We start from the raw sequence: 23,931 nt of genomic DNA, 5'->3' as shown, positions 1-23,931 counted from the left end.
ACATCGATCTTCGCGTGACGAAAGCTTCTCACATCACACTCGAGGAAACCGGCACGGATATCGATTGCGCACTCAGTGCCGCAACACCGGTTCCTCGGCCCACGCACGCAGGGTCGACGCCGTAGCTCGCACGCCCCCGAGCTGGTGCGCCACCTGCACCGCGGCAGTGCCACCGCGCGCGTCACGCGACGAGATGGAACCCTCCACCGTGAGCACCTCACGAACGGCCGGAGTGAGGGACGGATCGATCGCGGCCAGCTCGTCGTCACTCAGATCCGCCAGCCCGACGCCCCGCGCCTCGGCCGCCCTGACACAGGCGCCCGCAGCCTCGTGAGCAACGCGGAACGCAATCCCCTGCCGCACCATCCATTCGGCGATATCGGTGGCGAGCGTGAACCCGGCCGGTGCGAGCTCGGCCATGCGCTCGGTGTGGAACTCGAGCGTCGCCGTCAAGCCGGTGAGTGCAGGAAGCAACAGCTCGAGCTGTGCCACCGAATCGAACACCGGCTCCTTGTCTTCCTGGAGATCACGGTTGTACGCCAACGGTTGCGCCTTGAGTGTGGCCAGTAGGCCGGTCAAATTACCGATCAGTCGACCCGTCTTACCGCGGGTCAGTTCCGCGACGTCCGGATTCTTCTTCTGCGGCATGATCGAACTGCCCGTCGACCATGCGTCGGCCAACGTCACGTAGCCGTACTCGGGAGTGCTCCACGAGATGACCTCCTCTGCGAACCGAGACAGATCGACCGCCGTCATCGCCAACACGAACGCCGCCTCGGCTGCGAAGTCGCGCGAGGATGTGGCGTCGATCGAGTTCTCGGCGGACGAGTCGAACCCGAGCTCGGCTGCGATCTTCTCCGGACTCAGACCGAGTGACGAACCCGCGAGAGCACCGGAACCGTAGGGCGACACCGCCGCTCGCGTGTCGAAGTCCGCGAAGCGCTGCACATCACGCAGCAGCGGGTGAGTGTGAGCGAGCAGATGATGCGCCAACAACACCGGCTGCGCGGCCTGCGAGTGAGTCTTGCCCGGCATGACTGCCGTCGGGTGCGCCGCTGCCTGGGTAGCCAACGCGTCGACCACGTCCAGGACACCCACCGACACCCGACGGACCGCGTCGCGCAGCCACATGCGGAACAGTGTCGCCACCTGGTCGTTGCGTGACCGGCCCGCGCGCAGCCGGCCACCGACCTCGGGACCGACCCGATCGATCAAACCGCGTTCGAGAGCGCCGTGCACGTCCTCGTCCGATTCGGCTGCCACGAATGCACCGGAGGCAACGTCATCAGCGAGGCGCTGCAAACCGTCGAGCATGGTCTCGAGATCCTGCGGGGTGAGCAGTCCGGCACCGTTCAACACCCGAGCGTGCGCCATGGATGCGCGGATGTCGTACGGCGCGAGCACCCAGTCGAAGTGCGTCGACTTGCTCAGAGCCGCCATGGCGGCCGCCGGTCCGGATGCGAACCTGCCGCCCCAGAGCGAACCTTCGTTGGTTCCGTGCGAGGTCTCCGAATTCGTCACAGGCCCAGGTCCCGCTTCGCAGCGATCTTCGACGAGAGTCCGTGCAATTGAACGAATCCTTTGGCCGCGGACTGGTCGAACGTGTCGCCCTCGTCGTAGGTGGCGAGATTGAAGTCGTACAACGACTCCCCGCTGCGGCGTCCGTTGACGATGATCCCGCCCGCATGCAGAACCAGGCGGATATCGCCGGAGACGTGCTCCTGGGTGTGCTGCACGAACGTGTCGAGAGCACCCTTGAGTGGGGAGTACCACAGGCCGTCGTACACCAGCTCGGCCCACTTCTGATCGGTGTGACGCTTGTAGCGACCGAGTTCGCGCTCGAGGGTCACGTGCTCGAGCTCCTCGTGGGCGCGGATGAGCACCATGGCACCGGGAGCCTCGTAGATCTCGCGACTCTTGATGCCGACGAGCCTGTCCTCGACCACGTCCAGACGGCCGACACCCTGCGCTCCCGCGCGAGTGTTGAGCTCCTGAATCGCGTCGAGTACCGAGACCGGACGGCCGTCGATCGCGACGGGACGACCCTTGTCGAAGGAGACGATCAGTTCGTCCGGGGCCTGGAAGTTGACCGTCGGATCCTCGGTGTAGTCGTAGACGTCCTTGGTCGGCGCGTTCCACAGGTCCTCGAGGAAGCCGGTTTCCACTGCACGACCCCAGACGTTCTGGTCGATCGAGAACGGCGACTTGGTGGTCACGTTGATCGGGATGTCGTTCTCCTCCGCGAACTTGATCGCCTTCTCGCGCGTCCACGCGTAGTCACGAACGGGAGCCAACACCTCGAGCTCGGGGGCGAGCGTGTTGAAACCGACCTCGAACCGAACCTGATCGTTGCCTTTGCCCGTGCAGCCATGTGCGACAACGGTTCCGCCGTGTGCGCGCGCATTCTCCACCAGGTGCTTGACGATCAGCGGACGGCTGATGGCCGACACCAGCGGGTACCGATCCATGTACAGCGCATTCGACTGCACCGTCGGCAAGCAGTACTCGTCCGCGAACTCGTCCCGGGCATCGACGACGACGGATTCGACTGCGCCGCAATCGAGTGCACGCTGACGCACGACGTCCATGTCCTCGCCGCCCTGACCGAGATCGATGGCGACGGCGACGACCTCCTTGCCGGTCTCCTTCCCGATCCAGCTGATGGCGACTGAGGTGTCGAGTCCGCCGGAATAGGCGAGGATGACGCGTTCGGTCATGGTGTTCGAGCTCCTTCGTAGTTCTTGGTGCGCATGATGGGTAACCGGATCTCAGTTACCGCGTCGAGCAAGCTTTTCGATCTTGTCCGCGACCTCGCCACCGGTGTGCGGCTCGCGAGCGATCAACAGGATTGTGTCGTCACCTGCGATGGTCCCGACGATCTCGGGCATCGCAGCCCGATCGAGTGCGCTGGCGAGGTAGTGCGCCGCGCCGGGTGGTGTTCGGAGGACTGCCTGGTTTCCGCTGTGATCGGTCGACACCAACAGCTCCCCCAACAACTTCAGGAGGCGGTCGGTGCCGCCGGACACTCCGCGGACCGGACTGCCGTCCTCCGGCACGACGTACACTCCCACCCCGCCGTCGGGCGCGCGTAGTTTCACCGCCCCCAGTTCCTCGAGGTCTCGAGACAGCGTCGCCTGTGTGGTGTCGATTCCCTCGGCGGCGAGCAACGACGCCAGCTGCGGTTGACTGCGCACCTGATGCGTGGCCAACAACGCGATGATCCGCGCCTGCCTACCCGCGCGGGTCGACGCGGTCAACGGCACCGCAGTGACGTCCTCACTCATGGTCGGCGGGCCTGTTCGAGGAGCCACACCAGCAGAGCCTTCTGCGCGTGCAGGCGATTCTCGGCTTCGTCCCAGACGACACTCTGCGGACCGTCGAGCACCTCGTCGGTGATCTCCTCGCCGCGATGTGCAGGCAGGCAGTGCAGCACAACAGCATCCGATTGCGCCTTCGAGAGCAGATCGGAGTCGATCCGATACGGCCGGAACGGAGCCACGCGATCGAGACCGTCGTTCTCCTGGCCCATCGACGTCCAGGTGTCGGTGACCAGCGCATCAGCACCGGTGGCGGCCTCGACCGGGTCCTCGGTGATGGTGATGGTTGCCCCGGTTTCCTCGGCGCGCGCGTGTGCGGCCTCCAGGACGTATCCGAGCGGAGCGAAGTCCTTGGGCGCGGCGATCCGAACGTTGAGCCCAGCCGTCACTCCGCCGATGAGCAACGAGTGCGCCATGTTGTTGGCACCGTCACCGAAGTAGGCCAAGGTGCGGCCCTGCAGACTTCCCTTGTGCTCGATCAGGGTCTGCAGGTCCGCCAGAACCTGGCACGGGTGGAACTCATTGGAGAGCGCATTGACAATGGGAATCGTTGCGCCCGTGGCCATCTGCTCCAGCCGCTTCTGCCCGAACGTGCGCCACACGACCGCCTCCACATAGCGCGACAGCACTCGGCCGGTGTCCTGCAGCGTCTCCTCGCGACCCAGCTGGGTGTCGCGACCAGTCACCACGACGGCATGACCACCCAACTGCGCGATGCCCATCTCGAACGAGAATCGAGTACGAGTCGAGTTCTTCTCGAAGATGACGCCGATCCCCTTGGGGCCCTCGAGCGGACGCTTCGAGAACGGTGCACGCTTGAGCTCTGCTGCCAGAGCGAGGATTTCACCCTGCTGCTGCGGCGTGATGTCGTCGTCCCGGAGGAAGTGCTGAACGGTCATGGCTGATGAGCCTCCTGTGCTGCGTCGAGAATTGCCGGTAACGCCGTCACGAACGACGCGGCTTGCTCTTCGGTGATGATCAACGGTGGTGCGAGCCGGAGCACATCGGGCTGTGCCGCATTGAGGAGGAAGCCCGCCTCACGCGCAGCCGCCTCGGCCGCCGGTGCGACGGCGGCCGTGAGGACCACGCCGAGGAGAAGACCCGAACCCCGAACATGGCTCACGAGAGGATGTTCGAGATTCTCGATGGAGTGCGCAATCGTCTTGCCGATGCTGTCCGCGTGCGAGATCAGATCCTCGTCGGCGATGGTGCGCAGGACGGCCAGAGCGGCCGCAGCGCATACGGGATTACCACCGAACGTGGTGCCGTGCTTGCCCGGATGCAGCAACTCCCCCGCTGCTCCGATACCGATGCACGCACCGATGGGCAGGCCACCGCCCAAACCCTTGGCGAGCGTGATGACGTCGGGCACGATGCCGACCGACTGGTGGGCGTAGAACCATCCCGTTCGACCGATACCGGTCTGCACCTCATCGAGGATCAGCAATGCACCGTGCTTCGCGGTGATCTCGCGCGCAGCAAGGAGGTATCCCTCGGGCGGAACGACCACCCCGCCCTCGCCCATGATGGGTTCGAGAAACACTGCGGCGGTGTCGGAATCGACGGCGGCTTCCAGCGCTACCACATCGCCGTACGGAACGTGGTGCACGCCCGCAGGCATCGGCTCGAACGGGGTCCGCTTGTCCGGCTGACCGGTCAGCGCAAGAGCGCCCATTGTCCGTCCGTGAAAGGACTTCTCGGCTGCCACGATGTTGGGACGGCCGGTCAGGCGAGCGATCTTGAACGCCGCCTCGTTGGCCTCGGTTCCCGAGTTGCACAGAAACACTCGACCGGTGGCCCCAGCACCGAGGTGCGCGAGCAATTGTTCGGCCAACGCGATACCTGGCTCTGTCGCATACAGATTCGAGGTATGCCCCAAAGTGGACAATTGAGTCGTGACCGCCTCGATCACCGCGGGATGCGCGTGGCCGAGAATGTTGACGGCAATGCCCGCCAGCAGGTCCAGATACTGCTTGCCGTCGGCGTCGGTCACCACGGCACCCTCGCCGCGGACGAGCGCCACGCGCGGAACACCGTAGTTGTCCATCAGCGAATTCGACCACCGCTGTTGCAGATCGAGGGTGGACTCGGTGCCCTTCATGGCGTGACTCCTGACGTAGAAGAGTGATCGGGGGTGACCATGGTGCCGATTCCCTCACCGGTGAACAGCTCCACCAGGACGGAATGTTCGACGCGACCGTCGATGACGTGCGCCGACGGCACACCTGCCTGCACAGCCCGCAGGCACGCTTCCATCTTCGGCACCATTCCGGCGTCGAGAGAGGGCAGCAAGGTCTCGAGGGTCGACGCGTCGATCTCGGAGGTCAAGGAGCTGCGATCGGGCCACTCGGTGTACAGGCCCTCGACATCGGTGAGTACCACCAACTTCTCGGCGCCGATGGCGGTCGCCAGCGCCGCTGCCGCGGTGTCGGCATTGATGTTGTGCACGACGCCGTCGCGGTCGGGAGCGATGGTGGACACCACCGGAATACGTCCTGCGGCAATGAGATCGAAGACTGCCGCGGGGTTCACCGAGGTGACGTCGCCGACAAGACCGATGTCGGTCTCGGTGCCGTCGACCAGCACGGTGCGCCGCGTCGCGGTGAACAGGTGCGCATCCTCGCCGGAGATCCCGACGGCGTACGGACCGTGGCCGTTGATCAGCCCCACGAGCTCGCGACCGACCTGCCCGAACAGCACCATCCGCACGACGTCCATCACCTCGGGCGTGGTGACGCGGAAGCCGCCGCGGAATTCACCGGTCAAGCCGAGCCTGTTCAGCATGGCCGAGATCTGCGGTCCACCACCGTGGACGACAACCGGGTGGATTCCGACGGTGCGCAGAAAGACCATGTCGGCCGCGAACGCCCGCTTGAGGTCGTTGTCGATCATGGCGTTTCCGCCGTACTTCACGACGACGATCTTGCCCGAGAATCGCTGCAGCCACGGCAGTGCCTCGGCGAGGGTGAACGCCTTCTGTGCTGCCGTCAACTGCAGTGCGGCCGAGGTCATGACGAGTACGCCGAGTTCTCTTCGACGTACGCGTGCGAGAGGTCCGTCGTGCGAATGGTGGCCGACCCGGAACCGAGACCGAGATCGATGGACACGGCGATGTCGATTCCGGACAGGTCGACCTCCCGAGCGCCGGGCGCACCGACGCCGTCGATGCACACCGGATTTCCGTTGAACGACACGGCGATTCGATCGGGGTCGAGCTCGATCGGGGCGATACCGATCGCCGCGAGAACTCGGCCCCAGTTGGGGTCGGAACCGAACAGGGCCGTCTTGGTCAGAGAGTCCCGGGCAACGGTCCGTGCGCCTGTCAGCGCGTCGTCCTCGGACACCGCACCCGAGACGGTGATCCTCACTCGCTTGGTCACGCCCTCGGCGTCGGCCATCATCTGATCGGCCAGGTCGTCACACACCGCCAGGACCGCTGCGTCCAAGTCCTCCTGCGACGGTGCCACGCCGCTGGCCCCCGAGGACAGCAGTAGCACCGTGTCGTTGGTCGAGGACGCGCCGTCGACGTCGAGCCGGTCGTAGGACAGCCGCGTCGCGGCGCGCAGCGCCTTGTCCAACTGGTCTGCCGTGGCAACGGCATCGGTGGTGATGACGCTGAGCATGGTGGCCAACGACGGTGCCAGCATGCCTGCGCCCTTGGCCATGCCGCCGACGTTCCACTTGTCGGCATGATGAATGGCCGCCTGCTTGGGCACGGTATCGGTGGTCATGATCGCGTACGCCGCATCGGTACCACCGGAGATGCCGCCGGCCAGTTCGTGCACCACCTCGGTCACGCCGGGCAGCAGCTTGTCCATCGGCAGCCGATCACCGATGAGACCCGTCGAGCACACGGCGACCTCGATGGCTCCGGTCTCGGAACCCCAATTGCTCAGCGCGGAGGCCACTTCCTCGGCCGTCCGGTGCGCATCCTGGAACCCCGGCGCACCCGTGCAGGCGTTGGCACCACCGGAGTTGAGGATCACCGCGCGCAGTCGTCCGGTGGAGAGCACCTGCTGAGACCACAGCACCGGAGCAGCCTTGACCTTGTTGCGGGTGAACACACCCGCTGCCGCGAAGTCGGGACCCTCGTTGAACACCAAGGCCAGATCCGACCTGCCACTTGCCTTGATCCCGGCCGGAATTCCGGCCGCGCGGAACCCGGCAGGCGAGGTGACTCCTTGCGTGCGGACGAGTTTTCCCGCAACCGTACCGGTGGCCTCCGCCTCGCTCCGAACGCTGCTCATGGTGCCACTCCTACGGTAGAGAGACCATCGGTCTCGGTGATTCCCAGTGCAAGATTCATGGATTGAACGGCGGCTCCCGCCGTTCCCTTGGCCAAGTTGTCGATGGCCGCAATGACGACGAGGAGGCCGGCGTCGGCATCGACCGACACACTCATCTGCACGGCGTTCGACCCGATCACCGAACCGGTCTGCGGAAGCCGGCCGGCGGGAAGCACGTGCACGAACGGCTCTGCGGCGTAAGCCTTTTCGTAGACCTCGACGGCCTGCTCCTGCGTGGCGGTGGTGATGGCGGTGCAGGTGGCCAGGATTCCGCGCGGCATCGGTGCGAGAACCGGTGTGAAGGACACCGACACGGCACCACCGGCGACGGCCGAGAGGTTCTGCACGATCTCGGGAGTGTGCCGGTGCGCGCCGGCTACCGCGTACGCCCGAACCGAACCCATCACCTCCGAACCGAGAAGATCGGCCTTGGGAGCGCGGCCGGCACCCGAAGTGCCGCTGACGGCAACGATGTTGACGCGGGGCTCGATGATGCCTGCGGCGACAGCAGGTGCGAGTGCGAGCGAGGACACCGTCGGGTAGCACCCGGGCACTGCGATACGGGTGGCACCGACCAACCGCTCACGGCAGCCCGGCAGCTCCGGCAAGCCGTAAGGCCAACTGCCCGCGTGAGGACTCTTGTAGTACTTCTCCCACGCTGCACCGTCGGTGAGGCGGAAGTCGGCACCGCAATCGATGATCAAAACCGACTCGGGCAATTGCAGCGCGAGTTCGGCAGACTTGCCGTGCGGAAGCCCCAGGAACACGACATCGTGCCCGGCGAGTTCGTCGACGGTGGTCGGACCGAGAATGCGGTCGGCGAGAGGCAACAGATGTGGATGGAATTCGCCCAGCGTCGCGCCGGCGTTCCCGCCCGCGGTCAGCGAGCCGATGACCAGCGAACCGTCACGCACCGCCGGGTGGCCGAGCAGAATCCGAAGAATCTCACCGCCGGCGTATCCGCTTGCGCCCGCCACCGCGATGCGCCTCGGCGTGGCCTCCGAAATAGTCATGCGGTTTATTATGCAGCATCATGCAAGCTCATTCATGGACGGGGTTCGGTGTGTCAGCGTCCACCCATGGACTTGCGGATCTCGTCGAGCTTCTTACGGCCGGCTTCCTGACGCTCGTTCCACTGCTCGTCGAGGTCACGGCCCGCCCTGGACTCCCGGTCCAGCTCCTCCGCACCGACGGCGGTGCCCGACCGCTGTTCCGCTTTGCCGCGCACGCCGTCCCACGTCGGCACCCCGGAATCAGTGAAGTCGCCGATCGGTGCGCTCACCGATCCGGCGCTGTACCCAGTGCTACCGGGTGAGTCCTCGACCAGCTCCGCATCGATGACCCCCGGCACGGTGCCACCGAGCGGAGCCCCTGGCGGCGGGTCGCCGAGGGGCTGGTCGATCCGCGGCTTGGTCACCTGCGGAACGTCGACATCGGGAACCGTTCCGGGTGGCGCTCCGCGATCGGGCAAGACCGGCTCCGGCCCTGCAGTCCTCAACTCTGCCGCCAGAGCCGCAGCGGCAGCTGCCACCGGGGCCAGCTGCGGACGACCTGCCACTGCTGCAAGGATCCCCTCGATCACCTGCAGATCCGTCGCCGCACCGTCTGTTCCGATATCACTCATGCGCTGCTCCCGTCACCGTGGCCACTCGTGACTCCACGCTACGGAACCGACGGTCCGTCCGCCGACAGGTCAGCTGCGCAGCTGCGCGCCGACGGCCTTCGATGCAGCCTCGACCGCCGCGTCACGAGCAGCCGTCGCCTGATCCTCGGTCAACGTGCCGTCGGATCCGCGGAATCGAAGTGCGAACGCCAAGGACTTGCGCCCCTCGCCGACCTGCTCACCCTCGTAGACGTCGAACAGTCGAATCGACTCGAGCAGATCACCGCCGCCGATCGTGAGCGCGGCTTCGACAGACGCCGCGGGCACGGACGCGTCGACCACCACAGCCACGTCCTGCAACACCGCCGGATACGGCGACACCTCGGGAGCAGGAAGCGATTCGACGACGGGCAGAGCGCTCAAGCTCAACTCGACGGCACACGTACGAGGCGGCAAACCGGCCCGCTCGAGGACCGCCGGATGCAGTTCGCCCGCGTACCCGACGACCTCCCCGTCGAGCAGGACCTCGGCGCAGCGACCGGGATGCCACGGAAGATGCTGTGCCGCACGAAGATCGACGTGCACTCCGGACGCCTCGGCAACAGTCAGTACTGCAGCGAACGCGTCCGCCGCCTCCGCGGCGCGGCCCGGACCCCACGGCCCCGACAGCTCACGCCGACCGGTGAGCACCACACCCACATGTACTGGCTGCGCAGGCAGTGAACCGCGAAGCATCGCGATCTGATCGTCGGTAGGACGACGATCGACCGGCAACGCGTCCACCGCAGCAGTGGCGTCGTGTCGGAGCACCACCTGTGCGATTCCGAACAGCGAGACGTCTCGCTGACCGCGGGCGATATTTCTACCGAGCATCTCGAGCAAGCCGGGGAGCACCGTGGTCGCGAGTTCGGGACGGTCGGCCTCGAGCGGGTTGAGCACCGAGGTGGTGAGCCGCCGAGGATCGGATGCATCGAGACCCCAGGTGTCGAATATGCCCTTGGGCAGGAACACCGGAGGCAACACCTCCACGTACCCGGCGAACGCCAGCGCCTTGCCGACGGCGCGCCTGCGCTTCTGTTCGGCGGTGAGGCCGCGGCCGCCGGGTGCCGACGGCAGCACCGACGGGATCTTCTCGAGCCCCTCGAGGCGGAGGACTTCCTCCACCAGATCGGCGCGCTGCACCAGGTCCGGTCGCCACGACGGCGGCGTGACGATCAGCTGGCCGTGTCCGGCGTCGTCGACCGATACCTCGACGCTGCAACCGATCTGCGTCAACCGTCGGGCAGCGGTTCCGTTGGGGTACTGCACACCGGCGATTCGATCCGGCAGGTCGAAGTCCATCGTGACCGCCGGATATTCGGCGGCCTGCCCGATGTCCGTCAACACGGGCTCGATCCGGCCACCGGCGATCTCGACCAGCAGCTGCGCCGCACGATCGAGCGCTGCGACCGGAAGAGCAGAATCCACTGTCCGCTCGAACCGCTTGCTCGCCTCGCTGGAGAGCTTGTGACGACGCCCGGTGCGGAACACCGCGAGCGGATCGAACGACGCAGCTTCGAGAACGACCTCGGTGGTCGCGTCGTCGACCTCGGTGGACGCGCCGCCCATGACACCGGCCAACGAGATGGCTCCCGAGCCGTCGGCGATGACCACGTCCTCGGGATCGAGCGACCGCTCGACGCCGTCCAGCGTGGTCAGCTTCTCCCCCGCATTCGCGCGGCGGACGACGAGATCGCCGTCGATCTTGGCCGCATCGAACGCGTGCAGCGGCTGGCCGAGTTCGTGCAGCACGTAGTTGGTGACATCGACAGCCGCCGAGATCGGGCGCACGCCCGCCAGCAGCAGTCGACGCTGCATCCACCACGGCGTCGTCGCCGTCGGATCGATACCGACGATCTTGCGCAACGCGAATCGCGATGCGCCCGAGTTCGATTCGACGGTGACCGCCCACGCGTCACCGGTGACCTCGGTGGCGACCGTGCGCGCCGGATCCACGAACGGCAGGTCGAAACTACAGGCCAGCTCACGGGCGAGGCCGCGGACCGAGAAAGCGTAGCCGCGGTCCGGGGTCACGTTCAGCTCGATGACCGAATCATCCAATCCCAGGACCGGTTTGGCGTCGTCACCCGGATCGGCTGTGCCCTCCGGCAGCACCAGAATGCCGGAATGATCCTTGCCGAGCCCGAGTTCGAGCGTCGAGCAGATCATGCCGTTGGAATTGCGGCCGTAGGTCTTGCGCGATGCGATGGCGAATCCCCCGGGCAGGACGCTGCCCGGCAGAGCGGCCACGATCAGGTCACCCTCGGCGAAGTTCCTGGCACCGCACACGATTTCCTGGGGCTCGGCAGCTCCGACGTCCACGAGGCAGAAGCGAATCGGCTTCTTGAACTCGGTCAGCTCCTCGATCGAGCTCACCCGACCCACCACCAGTGGGCCGGTCACGTTGTCCAGCGACTCGAGTTCCTCGACCTCGAACCCGACCCGCACGAAACCGGCGTCGAGCTCCTCGGGCGACACGGCCCAGTCGGGGGTCCCCGCGTGCAGGACCTCGGTCAGCCAGGATTGTGGGACTCGCACGTGTGCTCAGCTCTTTCTTGTATCCGAGAAGAAGTGGGGCGGGTGAGAAATTTCCGTCAGGCCTGAACACCGAAGGGCATCGTGAACCTGATGTCGCCCTCGACGATGTCGCGCATGTCCGGGATGTCGTTGCGGAACTGCAGCGTCCGTTCCAGACCCATTCCGAACGCGAATCCGGTGTAGACCTCGGGGTCGATACCACTGGCCTGCAGCACCTTCGGGTTGACCATTCCGCAGCCGCCCCACTCGACCCAACCGGCCCCGCCCTTCTTCTTCGGGAACCACACGTCGACCTCGGCCGAAGGCTCGGTGAACGGGAAGTAGTTGGGGCGCATGCGAGTTCGGGTGTCGTTGCCGAACAACGCCTTCGCGAACGCATCGAGTGTGCCGCGCAGGTGCGCCATGGTCAGGCCCTTGTCGATGGCAAGACCCTCGACCTGATGGAAGACCGGAGTGTGCGTCGTGTCGAGTTCGTCCGTGCGAAACGTCCGTCCCGGGCAGACTACGTAGATCGGAACCTCACGCGAAAGCATCGACCGGACCTGTACCGGAGAGGTGTGTGTGCGTAGTACCTGCCGCGAACCCTCGGGCGCGATGTGAAACGTGTCCTGCATCGTGCGCGCAGGGTGGTCGGGCAGGAAGTTGAGCGCATCGAAGTTGAAGTGCTCGGTCTCGACCTCGGGGCCTTCTTCGACTTCCCAGCCCATCGCGACGAAGACGTCGGCCACCTGTTCGGAAATGATCGTGATGGGGTGGCGGGCACCGACGGGAGCGCGGTCGGTCGGCAGTGTCACGTCGATGGTTTCTGCGACCAGAATGGCCGCGTCACGCTCGGCCGACAGCACGGCGCGTCGCTCGTCGAAGGCCTTCTGCACTCGGTCACGCGCCGCCTTGACGCGTTTACCCGCGTCCGCCTTCTGGTCCCCCGGTAGTGCACCGAGTGCTCGCTGCGCCAGTGCCAACGGAGCCTTGCCGCCCACGTGATCGATCTTGACCTTGGTCAGAGCATCGAGGTCCGACGCGTCGGCGAACGCCTGCTCGGCCGAGTCCACTGCGGATCCGAGCGCGGACTGCTCGAGAACGCTCGGATCTACCGGCTCGGGTCCGACATCTTTCTTCGCCACGACAGCTGCACTCCTCGAGTAATAGTCGGTGTCTGCCACGAAGGGTCGTTTGCGCAGGCTTCACTCCTGCGCGGAGCAGACAGGTATCGATCCTAGGCGAGACTCGCTCACGGGGTTTCGGAGCGTCGCTGCACCCTGGCGCTGGCGTACAGGCAGATCGCCGCGGCAGTTGCCAGGTTGAGGCTCTCGGCGCGGCCGTGAATGGGGATTCGAATGCGGTGATCGGCAGTGCGCGTCACGGACTCGGGCAGCCCGTGCGCCTCGTTGCCGAACAACCACGCAGTCGGCCGGGTGAGCAGTTCGTCGGCGTCGTCCAAGTCCACTTCGCCGTCGGCAGCCGTGGCCACGATCGTCAGACCTACTCCGCGCAACGCGTCGATTCCGGTCTCGATCGATCGCTCCCGGGCAATGGGAAGGTGAAACACACTGCCTGCCGACGCGCGGACACACTTGCCGTTGTGGGGATCGACCGAATCACCCAGCAAGACGACCGAATTCGCTCCGGCCGCATCGGCGACGCGAATGACCGTCCCGGCATTGCCCGGTTCTGCCACCTCCACCGGTACGGCCACCAGACGCGGTGTTCCGGCCAGTGCCCGGTCGAGCGGTACGTCGACCAACTGCGTGACTGCGACGAGGCCCTGCGGAGTGACAGTGTCGGACAACGCCTTGGCAGCGCGGTCCGTGATCGGAAACACTCGTGCGCCACCGGCCTCGACGGACGCGATGAGGTCGTGGTGGCGCTCGAGAGCATCCGGAGTGAAGAACAGCTCACGAACCAGCCGCGACTGGGCCGCCTCGGACACCGCGTTGAAGCCCTCGGCCAGGAACAGCCCGGTCTTCTTGCGTTCCGTCGCTCGCGCGAGCTTGACGGCCGAAACGACCCGCGGAGTTCGCTCGGTCAGCGAATCCACGGGCCGTTTCGGTGTTGAGTCGTCGTACGTCGACTCGCTCAGGCTGCTTCTCCGGCCGGAGCGTTGACATCGGCAGGCAGTGCAGCCTTGGCGATGGCGACCAGGCTTGCGAAGGCCGCAGCGTCCGACACAGCGAGCTCGGCGAGGATCTTGCGGTCGACCTCGACACCCGCGGCCTTGAGGCCCTGGACGAAGCGGTTGTACGTGATGTCGTTGGCCCGAGCTGCAGCGTTGATACGCGTGATCCACAGCTTGCGGAAATCACCCTTGCGCGCGCGGCGGTCCCGGTACGCATAGGTCAGCGAGTGGAGCTGCTGCTCCTTGGCCTTGGTGTACAGACGTGAGCGCTGTCCGCGGTAGCCCTTGGACGCTTCGAGAATCGAACGGCGCTTCTTCTGGGCGTTGACGGCCCTTTTTACGCGTGCCACTGGTGAATCCTGTCGATCTGGGGGTGTGTGAAACCCCGAATGGTAATGGGATGAAGCCGACCGAGATCAGCCGGCGGCGGGCCGAATCAGATGCCGAGCAGGCGCTTGATCCGCGGCACGTCGGCCTTCTTGACAACGGCGACACCATCGAGGCGACGAGTCACCTTGGTGGGCTTGTGCTCGAGCAGGTGGCGACGGCCGGCCTTCTGGCGCAGGATCTTGCCGCTGCCGGACACCTTGAATCGCTTCTTGGCACCACTGTGGGTCTTCTGCTTGGGCATGAAATCCTCTTCTTCTGTAATCGCTCTTCGGTGTTGCATGGCACAGCCGCACATCGCAACAGAGACTGTGCACCGAAGCAGGTGTAGGGCTGTCTTACTGGTAGAGCGCGAGGCTCAGTTGGTCTGCGCCGGAGTAGCCGGAGCTGCTGCGGCCGGTGCCTCGGCAGCCGGGGCTGCATCGGCGGGCTGTTCCGGCGCGGGAGCCGGTGCGCGTTGTGCGGGCGGAGCCGCTGCGCTCTCCTGTGCCTTGACGCGAGTCTTGGCACCCTTGTGCGGTGCCAACACCATCGTCATGTTGCGGCCGTCCTGCTTGGCCGAGGTCTCCACGAAACCGAGCTCTGCGACGTCAGCGCCCAGGCGCTGCAGCAGACGGAAGCCGAGTTCGGGACGCGACTGCTCGCGACCGCGGAACATGATGGTGACCTTGACCTTCGAGCCGGCTTCGAGGAAGCGAACGACGTTGCGCTTCTTGGTCTCGTAGTCGTGCGCGTCGATCTTGGGGCGGAGCTTCTGCTCCTTGATGACGGTGAGCGTCTGGTTCTTGCGCGATTCGCGCGCCTTCTGCGCAGCCTCGTACTTGAACTTCCCGTAGTCCATGATCTTGCAGACCGGCGGACGTGCGTCGGGAGCTACTTCGACAAGATCGAGGTCGGCTTCGAGAGCCAAGCGGAGTGCATCTTCAACACGCACGATCCCCACCTGTTCACCGCCCGGTCCGACAAGCCGGACCTCGGGAACTCGGATGCGATCGTTGATGCGGGTCTCAGTGCTGATGGGGCCTCCTAGGTAGTGCGGTGTGGTGTGTAACCCGACCGCCTGCCACTGGCACAGCCCGTCGCCGTCGATCCTCGACATTCCCCGCAGCGATGCGAACCACTGCAACGAAAAAACCCTGCTCTCGGTGTGATCCGATTGCAGGGCCCGATGTCGACCGGTCGATCCGCACGACAACTGTCGTCGTACAGTCTCCTCACTGGGAGGAAGCACAGAGGAAACCTGCGAGGGTCTCCATCGTGCGACCGGACCGGAAGTAGCTTGTTGAAGGCTACGTGCCGGTGGGAGTCGGGCTCCACTTGCTGCCTCCGTGCGGTGAACTCCATCGAGGAGCGCACGCCGAAGACGGTCGTCGAGTCACTTTACCAGCAGATTCCCGAATCGAACAATCGAGCGTTGTTGCCCCTTCTCAGCGGACACCCGATGCTGTCCGCAACGGGAGGCGTGGGATTCTCGTAGGCATGACCAGCTCCCCCAATCCCGACGATGCCGCAGGTGCCGACCCCCTGGGTGCAGAGCCCGAAGTCCGTGAACTCGCCGAGGTCCCCGCGGTCGAGGTCATCAGCCGCGCCGCGGTGATGCTGATGAGTTCTGCAGCCGAGAAGCTGGGACTGTCGGAGCCGGATCCCGCGGAAAGCCCCTACCTCGACCTCGACGAAGCGCGACGCGTCATCACCGCACTCGCCGGTTTGGTCACTGCTTCGGTGGAGTACCTCGGGCCTCACGCCGGACCCATTCGTGACGGACTACAAGCACTGCAGCGCGCATTCCGAGAAGCATCCGCCCACCCGGACGAACCAGGAAAGGGCCCCGGCGAGAAGTACACCGGACCGGTGCACTGAGCGAGAGCAACGACGCCCCGAACACGAACGCCGCATCCCGTGGAATACCGGATGCGGCGTTCGTCGTTCGCGGGCGCTACCGGACTGCGGCGACCTTTCGCGGCCTGCGCTTCTTCGGAGCTGCTTTCACCGGCGCGGTGACAACGGACTCGCGGGTGAGCGCTTCCTGCAGGAACTTGCCGGTGTAGCTCTCGGAGACAGCCGCCACGACCTCCGGATCACCTTGCGCCACAACCATTCCGCCGCCGGAGCCACCCTCTGGGCCCATATCGATGACCCAATCGGAGACCTTGATGACGTCGAGGTTGTGCTCGATGACGATCACCGTGTTGCCCTTGTCCACGAGACCGTTCACGACGCCGAGCAACTTGCGTATGTCCTCGAAGTGCAGGCCGGTGGTCGGCTCGTCGAGGATGTAGACGGTGCGGCCGGTGGACCGCTTCTGCAGCTCCGCCGCCAATTTGACGCGCTGCGCCTCGCCACCGGACAACGTCGTCGCCGGCTGCCCGAGACGGACGTACCCTAGACCGACCTCGACGAGTGTCTTGAGGTAGCGGTGGATCGAGGTGATGGCCTCGAAGAAGTCCGCGGCCTCCTCGATGGGCATGTTCAGGACCTCGGCGATTGTCTTGCCCTTGTAGTGGACTTCGAGTGTCTCTCGGTTGTATCGCGCACCCTCGCAGACCTCGCACGGGACGTACACGTCCGGCAGGAAGTTCATCTCGATCTTGAGAGTGCCGTCTCCTGAGCACGCCTCACACCGGCCGCCCTTGACGTTGAACGAGAATCGCCCGGGCTGGTAGCCGCGCACCTTGGCCTCGGTGGTTGCCGCGAACAAGGTCCGAATCTTGTCGAACACGCCGGTGTAGGTCGCGGCGTTCGAGCGCGGCGTACGGCCGATGGGCGACTGATCCACCCGCACGAGCTTGTCGAGCTGATCGAGTCCGTTGATGCGGGTGTGCCGACCGGGAACCTGACGGGCACCGTTGAGCTTGTTGGCCATCACGGTCGCGAGGATGTCGTTGACAAGAGTGGACTTGCCCGAACCCGACACTCCGGTGACCGAGGTCAGCACACCGAGCGGGAAGCTGACGTCGATGCCGCGGAGGTTGTGCTCGCGAGCTCCGACGACGGTGACCTGACGCTTCTTGTCGACGACGCGGCGCGTGTCGGGCAGCGGAATCTCCATCCGCCCGGACAGATATGCGCCGGTCAACGATTCCTCGTTGGTCAGCAGGTCCTCGTACGAACCGCTGTGTACGACGCGACCGCCGTGCTCACCCGCCAACGGACCGATGTCGACGACCCAGTCGGAGGTACGAATGGTGTCCTCGTCGTGCTCGACGACGATGAGCGTGTTTCCGAGGTCACGGAGCCGGGTCAACGTGTCGATCAACCGACGGTTGTCGCGCTGATGCAAACCGATCGAGGGCTCGTCCAACACGTAGAGAACGCCGACGAGGCCCGATCCGATCTGCGTGGCGAGCCGGATTCGCTGGGCCTCACCGCCGGACAGAGAACCAGCAGTTCGAGCCAGTGAGAGGTATTCCAGACCCACGTCGAGCAGGAATCCCAGACGCGCCTGTACCTCCTTGAGCACCTGTCCCGCGATCGCTTCCTCGCGGCGCCCCAGGGTGAGGCTGTTCAGGAAGTTCGCGGTATCGGCGATCGACAGCTCGCAGACCTCGGCGATCGACTTGGGCCCGAAGTCTCCCGCCTCGATGGTGACCGACAGGATCTCGGGCCGCAGCCGCGCGCCGTTGCAGGTGGGGCACGGCACGTCGCGCATGTAGCCGTCGTAGCGTTCCTTCATCTGCTCGGATTCGGTCTGCTCCAACCGGCGGTGCAGAAACGGCATCACACCCTCGAACTCGGCGTAGTACGAGCGCGTGCGGCCGTAGCGGTTCTTGTACTTCACGTGGACCTGATGGTCGCTGCCTTCGAGGACCGCACGCTTGACCTTGGCGGGCAACTTGTTCCACGGTGCATTCAGGTCGAACCCCATGGCGTCGGCGAGGCCGGACAGCAGGCGACCGAAGTACTCGGACGTCTGGCCCATCGACCACGGCGCGATGGCACCGTCGGCGAGGCTGAGATCGCCGTCGGGAACCACCAGCTCCGGATCGACCTCCTTGCGCACACCGAGACCGACGCAGTCCGGGCACGCACCGTACGGCGAGTTGAAGGAGAACGACCGCGGTTCGAGATCGTCGATGGACAGCGGGTGACCGTTGGGGCACGCGAGCTTCTCGGAGAACCGGCGCTCGCGGTCCGCCGCATTCTCGTCGCGGTCGACGAAGTCCAGAACGACGATGCCGTCGGCAAGTCGAAGGGCGGTTTCCACCGAGTCGGTCAGACGCTGCTTCGAGCTGGACTTGACGGTCAAACGGTCGACGACGACCTCGATGTCGTGCTTTTCCTGCTTCTTGAGAACCGGTGGGCTCGTGAGCTGGTGGACCACACCGTCGACGCGAACACGGGAGTAGCCCTGAGTGTTCAACGAGTCGAACAGGTCGACGAATTCACCTTTTCGGGTTCGAACCACCGGGGCGAGAACCTGGAACTTGAGACCCTCCTCCATGTCCAGCACCTGGTCGACGATCTGCTGCGGGGTCTGCTTGGCGATCTGCTCACCGCACACGGGGCAGTGGGCCGTTCCCGCACGCGCGTACAACAGGCGGAGATAGTCGTAGACCTCGGTGATGGTGCCCACGGTCGACCGCGGGTTGCGGTTGGTCGACTTCTGATCGATGGAGACCGCAGGCGAGAGTCCCTCGATGAAATCGACGTCCGGCTTGTCCATCTGGCCGAGGAACTGCCGCGCATACGCGGACAGCGATTCCACGTACCTGCGCTGACCTTCGGCGAAGATCGTGTCGAATGCGAGGGACGACTTGCCCGAGCCGGACAGACCTGTGAACACGATGAGCGCATCGCGAGGCAGGTCGATGTCGACTCCCCGCAGATTGTGCTCTCGTGCACCTCGCACTATCAGGCGATCCGCCACTGTGTTCCCTTCTTTCCGAACGAGCACGTTCAGTCGACTTGCTGCGGGGCGCAGCAGTGCGCAACTGTCGAGTCGCGTGATGACGTGTGATGCCTATGCACCGGTTACCCGTCGTGTAACCGTGCACCCCACGTCGAAAACCTGTATCGGTGAGGGACGAACCTCACGCAGTAGCAATGGTAGATCCAGGCACCGACACACTTTTCCACGTGCACGACCCCGACGCCCCTCGTCGTGCCGCCGACGGTAGCGTCCTCGAAATGGACGAGCACCTCATGGTCATCGACGACAACTACACCGGCGTCGTCTCTCAGGGTTCGCAGCCGCAGCGGCGCACGATTCCCGGCGCGACGATCACGAAGATGTCGGTCGGCCCCATGGACAACAACACCTACTTGGTCGTCTGTTCCGCAACGGGTCATTCGGTGCTGATCGACGCCGCCAACGAGGCCGAGCGCATCTCGCTGCTCATCGACGACAACGCACCGACGCTCTCGCTCATCGTGACGACGCATCAGCACGCCGACCACTGGCAGGCGCTGGCGGACATCGCCGGTGGCACGGACTCACCGACAGCCGCTCATGAACTCGACGCCGCGCCGCTGCCCGTCGCCCCGGACCGTCTACTGGCCGACCGGGACACCGTGTCGGTGGGCGAGCTCACGTTCGACGTGATCCATCTGACCGGACACACTCCCGGCTCCATCGCACTCGCACTCACCGATACCGACGGCGTGCGCACCCATCTGTTCACCGGAGATTCGTTGTTCCCCGGCGGCGTCGGCAAGACCGGAAGCCCCGAGGACTTCACCCACCTGCTCGACGACGTGACGGCGAAATTGTTCGACCGATTCGACGACGAGACCGTTGTCTACCCGGGTCACGGAAAGGACACCACGCTCGGAGCCGAGCGCCCTCACCTCGGCGAGTGGCGCGAACGAGGCTGGTGACGATCGCCGTGCTTGAGACCGTGAATCACGGGGTATGAATAGTGTGACAAAAGGACACCGGTAGGTTCTCGGGCCGCCGCGCTGTCCCTGGTTCAACCGCCGATGACACGAGAAACTACGCAGGAGGCTGTCAATGCTGGTCCGCCGTATCGCCCGTCCGCTGATGTCTACGATTTTCATCGCAGGGGGCGTCGACGCACTCCGTAATCCCACCGGCAAGGCGAAGGTCGCCACTCCGCTGATCGAGCAGGGCAAGGACGTCCTGCCCAACGACGTCACCGCAAACGTGCCGAGTGACCCGGAGACGCTGGTTCGCATCAACGGCGGCATTCAGGTCGCAGGCGGCATCTTGTTGGCCACCGGCAAGGCACCACGCATCGCGTCGCTCGCACTCGCCGGGAGTCTCGTCCCGACGACGCTCGCCGGACACGCCTTCTGGAACGAAACCGACCCGGAGACCAAGGCCGCGCAGCGCATCCACTTCTTCAAGAACCTGAGCCTGCTGGGTGGACTGCTCATCGCAGCCGTCGACACCGAGGGCAAGCCATCTGTCGCGTGGCGCAGCAAGCGGGCAGCACGCCGCGCGCAGGAGACCGTCGTCTCCGCACTGCCGGGCCACTCCACCCACGAGACCGGTGAGCGCGTCAAGGAAATCGCAGCCGTCGCTGCGAGCCGCAGCGCCGATCTGGCCGAGGCTGCACAGCCGAAGCTGGCCAAGTTCGCCGACGCAGCCCAGCCGAAGTTGGCCAAGCTCGCCGACATCGCCACCGAGAAGGGCTCGGAACTGGCGGAGGTAGCTCAGCCGGCACTGAACCGTTGGGCTCATATCGCAGCCGACAAGGGCTCCGAACTGGCAGAAGAAGCACAGAAGCGCGGATCCAAGCTGGCCGAACTCGCCGCCGACCGCGGCAGCGACTTGGCCGACGAGGCCCAGAAGCGCGGTTCCAAGCTCGCGGACAAGGCAGCGCACCGCGGAACCGATCTGGCCGAACTCGCGCAGAAGCGCGGATCGAAGCTCGTCGACGTTGCCGCGGATCGTCGCATCGAACTGGCCGACGTCGCGCAGAAGCGGGCATCCAAGCTCGCCGATCTGGCCGTAGAGAAGGGCTCCGTTCTCGCCGACGAGGCGCAGAAGCGCGGAGTCACGTGGGCCGATCTGGCCTCCGATCGCGTGGAGACGCTGAGCAAGCGCGCCCGTAAGCGCGCCGAGAAGCAGAGCAAGGAACTCGAGAAGGTGACCGAGCAGGCCCGCGCCAAGCTCGAGAAGCGGGTCGCCAAGGCTCAGAAGAACTTGGACAAGAAGCTGCAGCAGTACGCGAAGTAGTTATCGCCGACAGCACGAGAGACAGATGCGGCCCTGCCCCGGAACCAGCGGTTCTGCGGCAGGGCCGCTGTGCGACGTAGACTGCTCTGGCTGATTTCGAGGCGATATCTTCGCCTCGGCCGAACTCCCGAGGAGACCCTTTGCAGGACGACGGCCACACATCGAGAAACTCCGATGTGCCGATCGAAGAAGACGTCGAGCAAGCGCACCTGACGCGGCTGTACACGCAGCTCGACGCGCTACGCGAATACGCGGCAACCCGACTGCGGGCAGTGCTGTTGGAGACCGGCGGCACCCCGCAGGCCCGTAGCGAACGCGAATCGTTCAACCAGATGTACACCGAAGACATCGCCAAGTACGACGCCGCCGAGAACGGACTGTGCTTCGGGCGCATCGATCTCGATCCCGATTCCCTCGACCCCAAGGTCGACGATCGACCCGAGCGTTACATCGGCCGTGTCGGAATTCTCGACGACAAGAACGACTACGAAACACTGCTGCTGGACTGGCGCGCACCGATGGCCAGGCCGTTCTACCTAGCGACGCCGGCAGCACCGGAAAACGTGTTGCGGCGCAGACACATTCGCACTCGTGGCCGCAGAGTGACATCGATCGCAGACGAATTCCTGGATCTCGACTCTGCGCGATCGTCCAGTGGTGCCGCCGTAGCGGGCGGCGTCGCCAGCGAAGGTGCGTTGCTGTCGGCACTCGATGCTGCGCGTACCGGCCAGATGAACGACATCGTCGAGACGATCCAGAGCGAACAGGACGCGATCATCCGATCGCAGCATCGCAGCGTGCTGGTCGTGCAGGGCGGACCGGGCACCGGCAAGACCGCCGTCGCCCTGCACCGCGCCGCGTATCTGCTCTACACCTACCGTCAGCAGCTGGGTAAGAGCGGAGTGCTGATCATCGGACCGAACGCCACGTTCCTGGATTACATCGGCCAGGTTCTGCCCTCTCTCGGTGAGACGGGCGTATTACTGTCGACGATCGGCGACCTCTACCCGGGAGTCCGTGCGCAACGCGAGGATTCGGCTGTGGCGACCGAGGTCAAAGGCCGACTGTCGATGGTCGAGGTGCTGACCCAGGCGGTACGCGACCGTCAGGAAGTGCCTGCGAAACCGCGTCGGTTGAAATTCGACACCTACGACATCACACTCGATCGCAAGATCGTCACCCGGGCTCGCGGACGCGCCCGCTCGTCTCGACGACCGCACAACCTGGCTCGACCGTTGTTCGTGTCCTCGGTCATCGACCAACTGGCCAATCAACTGGCCGCGAAGCTGGGGCAGAACCTCGTGGACGGGTCCAGCTTGCTCAGCGCAGACGACATCGCAGACATGCGCGACGAGATGCGCGAGGACAAGGACGTCATGGCCGCCGTCGACGAGCTGTGGCCGGATCTGTCTCCCCAGCAGGTGCTTCGCGACCTGTTCGCGTCGCCGGAGAAGATCGCTTCGGCCGCGCCGGCACTGGACGAGGCAGAGCGAGCGTCGCTCGTTCGTCGAGGTCACGGTTTCTCGTCTGCCGACGCTCCCCTGCTCGACGAACTCGCCGAGTTACTCGGCGTCGACGATGCGGCCGAACGTGAACAGGCACAACGTCAGTGGCGCAGCCAGATCGCCGACGCCCAGGGCGCACTGGACATCCTGACCGGTTCGGCACCACAGGATCTCGAGGACGAACTCGATCCGGAGATCCTGATGGCCTACGACCTCATCGACGCCGATCAGCTTGCACGACGCCAGAATTCGGGTCAGCGCCTCACCACCGCCGAACGGGCTGCCGGTGACCGCACGTGGACCTACGGGCACGTGATCGTCGACGAGGCGCAGGAACTGTCGGCCATGGCATGGCGAATGGTGATGCGGCGCATCCCGAATCGATGGATGACATTGGTAGGCGATACGGCGCAGACCGGTGATCCCGCTGGAACCTCGTCGTGGGGTTCGGTTCTCGAACCGTATGTGGCCCAGCGGTGGAAGCGAACCGAACTGACGGTGAACTATCGAACGCCGTCGGAGATCATGACGGTGGCGCACGACGTGCTGGCCGCGATCGATCCCGAACAGTCCGAGCCCCGGTCCATCCGCAGCACCGGCGTCCGGCCGTGGGCCCAACGAGTGACGGAGTCGGACCTGCTCACTGCGGTGGAGAAGCGGGTCGCCGAGCACCCACGACCTGGACTGAGCGCAGTGCTCGTCCCTTCCGGTCGCGTCTCCGACTTCCGGCATCTGGCATCGGATGTGGTGACGGTGTCGTCGGTCAAGGACGCCAAGGGGCTCGAGTTCGACTCGGTTCTCATCGTCGAGCCGTCTGCGATCGTGGCCGAATCGACCAAGGGCATGAACGACCTGTACGTAGCGCTCACCCGAGCCACGCAGCGACTCGGGGTGGTACACGTCGACGCTCTACCCGAGGTGCTCTCGGCGCTGCAGCCGTTCGAACCGGACGCATAGAGAACAACGCATCACAACGCCCCGCTCCGTCGGATTCGATGG

At 65.2% G+C, this 23,931-nt stretch carries 20 protein-coding genes; 4 read left to right on the top strand and 16 right to left on the bottom strand.

Features of this window, described 5'->3' with window-relative positions; all coding sequences use genetic code 11:
* Positions 1-72: 72 nt before the first annotated feature.
* The 15 genes from argH to infC all read right to left on the bottom strand — a co-directional run bounded on the left by argH (position 73) and on the right by infC (position 15,385).
* Positions 73-1,521, bottom strand: coding sequence for an argininosuccinate lyase (gene argH / locus CH275_RS15855; protein ID WP_094679223.1), 1,449 nt, complete (start codon positions 1,519-1,521; stop codon positions 73-75).
* A complete protein-coding gene (locus tag CH275_RS15850; protein ID WP_094679222.1) occupies positions 1,518-2,717 on the bottom strand; it encodes an argininosuccinate synthase in 1,200 nt (399 codons plus the stop codon). Before CH275_RS15850 ends, argH begins: the two co-directional genes overlap by 4 nt.
* A gap of 51 nt (positions 2,718-2,768) precedes the next feature.
* Entirely contained in the window at positions 2,769-3,284 is a 516-nt protein-coding gene (locus tag CH275_RS15845) for an arginine repressor (protein ID WP_037192611.1), read from the bottom strand.
* The gene (gene argF, locus CH275_RS15840; protein ID WP_094679221.1) at positions 3,281-4,216 is read right to left on the bottom strand and encodes an ornithine carbamoyltransferase; all 936 of its coding nucleotides are present in this window, start codon (positions 4,214-4,216) and stop codon (positions 3,281-3,283) included. The genes CH275_RS15845 and argF overlap by 4 nt, the downstream gene beginning before the upstream one ends.
* Positions 4,213-5,418 carry an acetylornithine transaminase gene (locus CH275_RS15835; RefSeq protein WP_094679220.1) on the bottom strand — a complete coding sequence of 402 codons (1,206 nt, stop codon included), beginning with the start codon at positions 5,416-5,418 and terminating at the stop codon, positions 4,213-4,215. The genes argF and CH275_RS15835 overlap by 4 nt, the downstream gene beginning before the upstream one ends.
* Positions 5,415-6,329: an acetylglutamate kinase gene (gene argB, locus CH275_RS15830; protein WP_094679219.1), complete on the bottom strand. Its 915-nt coding sequence runs from the start codon at positions 6,327-6,329 to the stop codon at positions 5,415-5,417. Before argB ends, CH275_RS15835 begins: the two co-directional genes overlap by 4 nt.
* Complete coding sequence (argJ, locus tag CH275_RS15825) at positions 6,326-7,564, bottom strand: bifunctional glutamate N-acetyltransferase/amino-acid acetyltransferase ArgJ (protein WP_094679218.1); 1,239 nt, start codon at positions 7,562-7,564, stop codon at positions 6,326-6,328. The genes argB and argJ overlap by 4 nt, the downstream gene beginning before the upstream one ends.
* Complete coding sequence (gene argC / locus CH275_RS15820) at positions 7,561-8,616, bottom strand: N-acetyl-gamma-glutamyl-phosphate reductase (protein ID WP_094679217.1); 1,056 nt, start codon at positions 8,614-8,616, stop codon at positions 7,561-7,563. The genes argJ and argC overlap by 4 nt, the downstream gene beginning before the upstream one ends.
* Before the next feature lie 53 nt (positions 8,617-8,669).
* The gene (locus CH275_RS15815; protein WP_094679216.1) at positions 8,670-9,227 is read right to left on the bottom strand and encodes a hypothetical protein; all 558 of its coding nucleotides are present in this window, start codon (positions 9,225-9,227) and stop codon (positions 8,670-8,672) included.
* 69 nt (positions 9,228-9,296) lie between these two features.
* Entirely contained in the window at positions 9,297-11,783 is a 2,487-nt protein-coding gene (pheT, locus tag CH275_RS15810; protein WP_094679215.1) for a phenylalanine--tRNA ligase subunit beta, read from the bottom strand.
* Between the two features lie 56 nt (positions 11,784-11,839).
* The gene (gene pheS, locus CH275_RS15805) at positions 11,840-12,907 is read right to left on the bottom strand and encodes a phenylalanine--tRNA ligase subunit alpha (protein ID WP_094679319.1); all 1,068 of its coding nucleotides are present in this window, start codon (positions 12,905-12,907) and stop codon (positions 11,840-11,842) included.
* A gap of 107 nt (positions 12,908-13,014) precedes the next feature.
* The gene (locus CH275_RS15800) at positions 13,015-13,821 is read right to left on the bottom strand and encodes a TrmH family RNA methyltransferase (RefSeq protein ID WP_094679214.1); all 807 of its coding nucleotides are present in this window, start codon (positions 13,819-13,821) and stop codon (positions 13,015-13,017) included.
* Between the two features lie 38 nt (positions 13,822-13,859).
* Positions 13,860-14,249, bottom strand: coding sequence for a 50S ribosomal protein L20 (rplT, locus tag CH275_RS15795; protein WP_032378959.1), 390 nt, complete (start codon positions 14,247-14,249; stop codon positions 13,860-13,862).
* An 86-nt stretch (positions 14,250-14,335) separates the two neighbouring features.
* Positions 14,336-14,530 carry a 50S ribosomal protein L35 gene (rpmI, locus tag CH275_RS15790; protein WP_008715923.1) on the bottom strand — a complete coding sequence of 65 codons (195 nt, stop codon included), beginning with the start codon at positions 14,528-14,530 and terminating at the stop codon, positions 14,336-14,338.
* A 114-nt stretch (positions 14,531-14,644) separates the two neighbouring features.
* On the bottom strand, positions 14,645-15,385 hold the full coding sequence (infC, locus tag CH275_RS15785; RefSeq protein ID WP_045199680.1) for a translation initiation factor IF-3: 741 nt from the start codon (positions 15,383-15,385) through the stop codon (positions 14,645-14,647).
* 380 nt (positions 15,386-15,765) lie between these two features.
* Here infC and CH275_RS15780 point away from each other — a divergent pair, with 380 nt between their 5' ends.
* Positions 15,766-16,146, top strand: coding sequence for a DUF1844 domain-containing protein (locus tag CH275_RS15780; RefSeq protein ID WP_045199679.1), 381 nt, complete (start codon positions 15,766-15,768; stop codon positions 16,144-16,146).
* Between the two features lie 76 nt (positions 16,147-16,222).
* Here CH275_RS15780 and uvrA read toward each other — a convergent pair whose 3' ends face one another.
* Positions 16,223-19,153 (bottom strand): excinuclease ABC subunit UvrA, encoded by a 2,931-nt coding sequence (gene uvrA, locus CH275_RS15775; protein WP_094679213.1) that lies wholly within the window; start codon positions 19,151-19,153, stop codon positions 16,223-16,225.
* A 260-nt stretch (positions 19,154-19,413) separates the two neighbouring features.
* Between uvrA and CH275_RS15770 the strand changes: the two genes are divergently transcribed.
* The 3 genes from CH275_RS15770 (at position 19,414) to CH275_RS15760 (ending at position 23,889) form a co-directional block, all read left to right on the top strand.
* The gene (locus CH275_RS15770; protein ID WP_094679318.1) at positions 19,414-20,103 is read left to right on the top strand and encodes an MBL fold metallo-hydrolase; all 690 of its coding nucleotides are present in this window, start codon (positions 19,414-19,416) and stop codon (positions 20,101-20,103) included.
* A 133-nt stretch (positions 20,104-20,236) separates the two neighbouring features.
* Positions 20,237-21,427, top strand: coding sequence for a DoxX family protein (locus CH275_RS15765; protein ID WP_094679212.1), 1,191 nt, complete (start codon positions 20,237-20,239; stop codon positions 21,425-21,427).
* A gap of 140 nt (positions 21,428-21,567) precedes the next feature.
* The gene (locus tag CH275_RS15760) at positions 21,568-23,889 is read left to right on the top strand and encodes a HelD family protein (protein ID WP_094679211.1); all 2,322 of its coding nucleotides are present in this window, start codon (positions 21,568-21,570) and stop codon (positions 23,887-23,889) included.
* Positions 23,890-23,931: the final 42 nt, after the last annotated feature.

This window comes from Rhodococcus sp. 06-235-1A (assembly GCF_002258785.1).
Taxonomy (GTDB): domain Bacteria; phylum Actinomycetota; class Actinomycetes; order Mycobacteriales; family Mycobacteriaceae; genus Rhodococcoides.
Note: the sequence above shows the minus strand (reverse complement) of the source record. Positions and strands in the feature narration are given on the sequence as shown.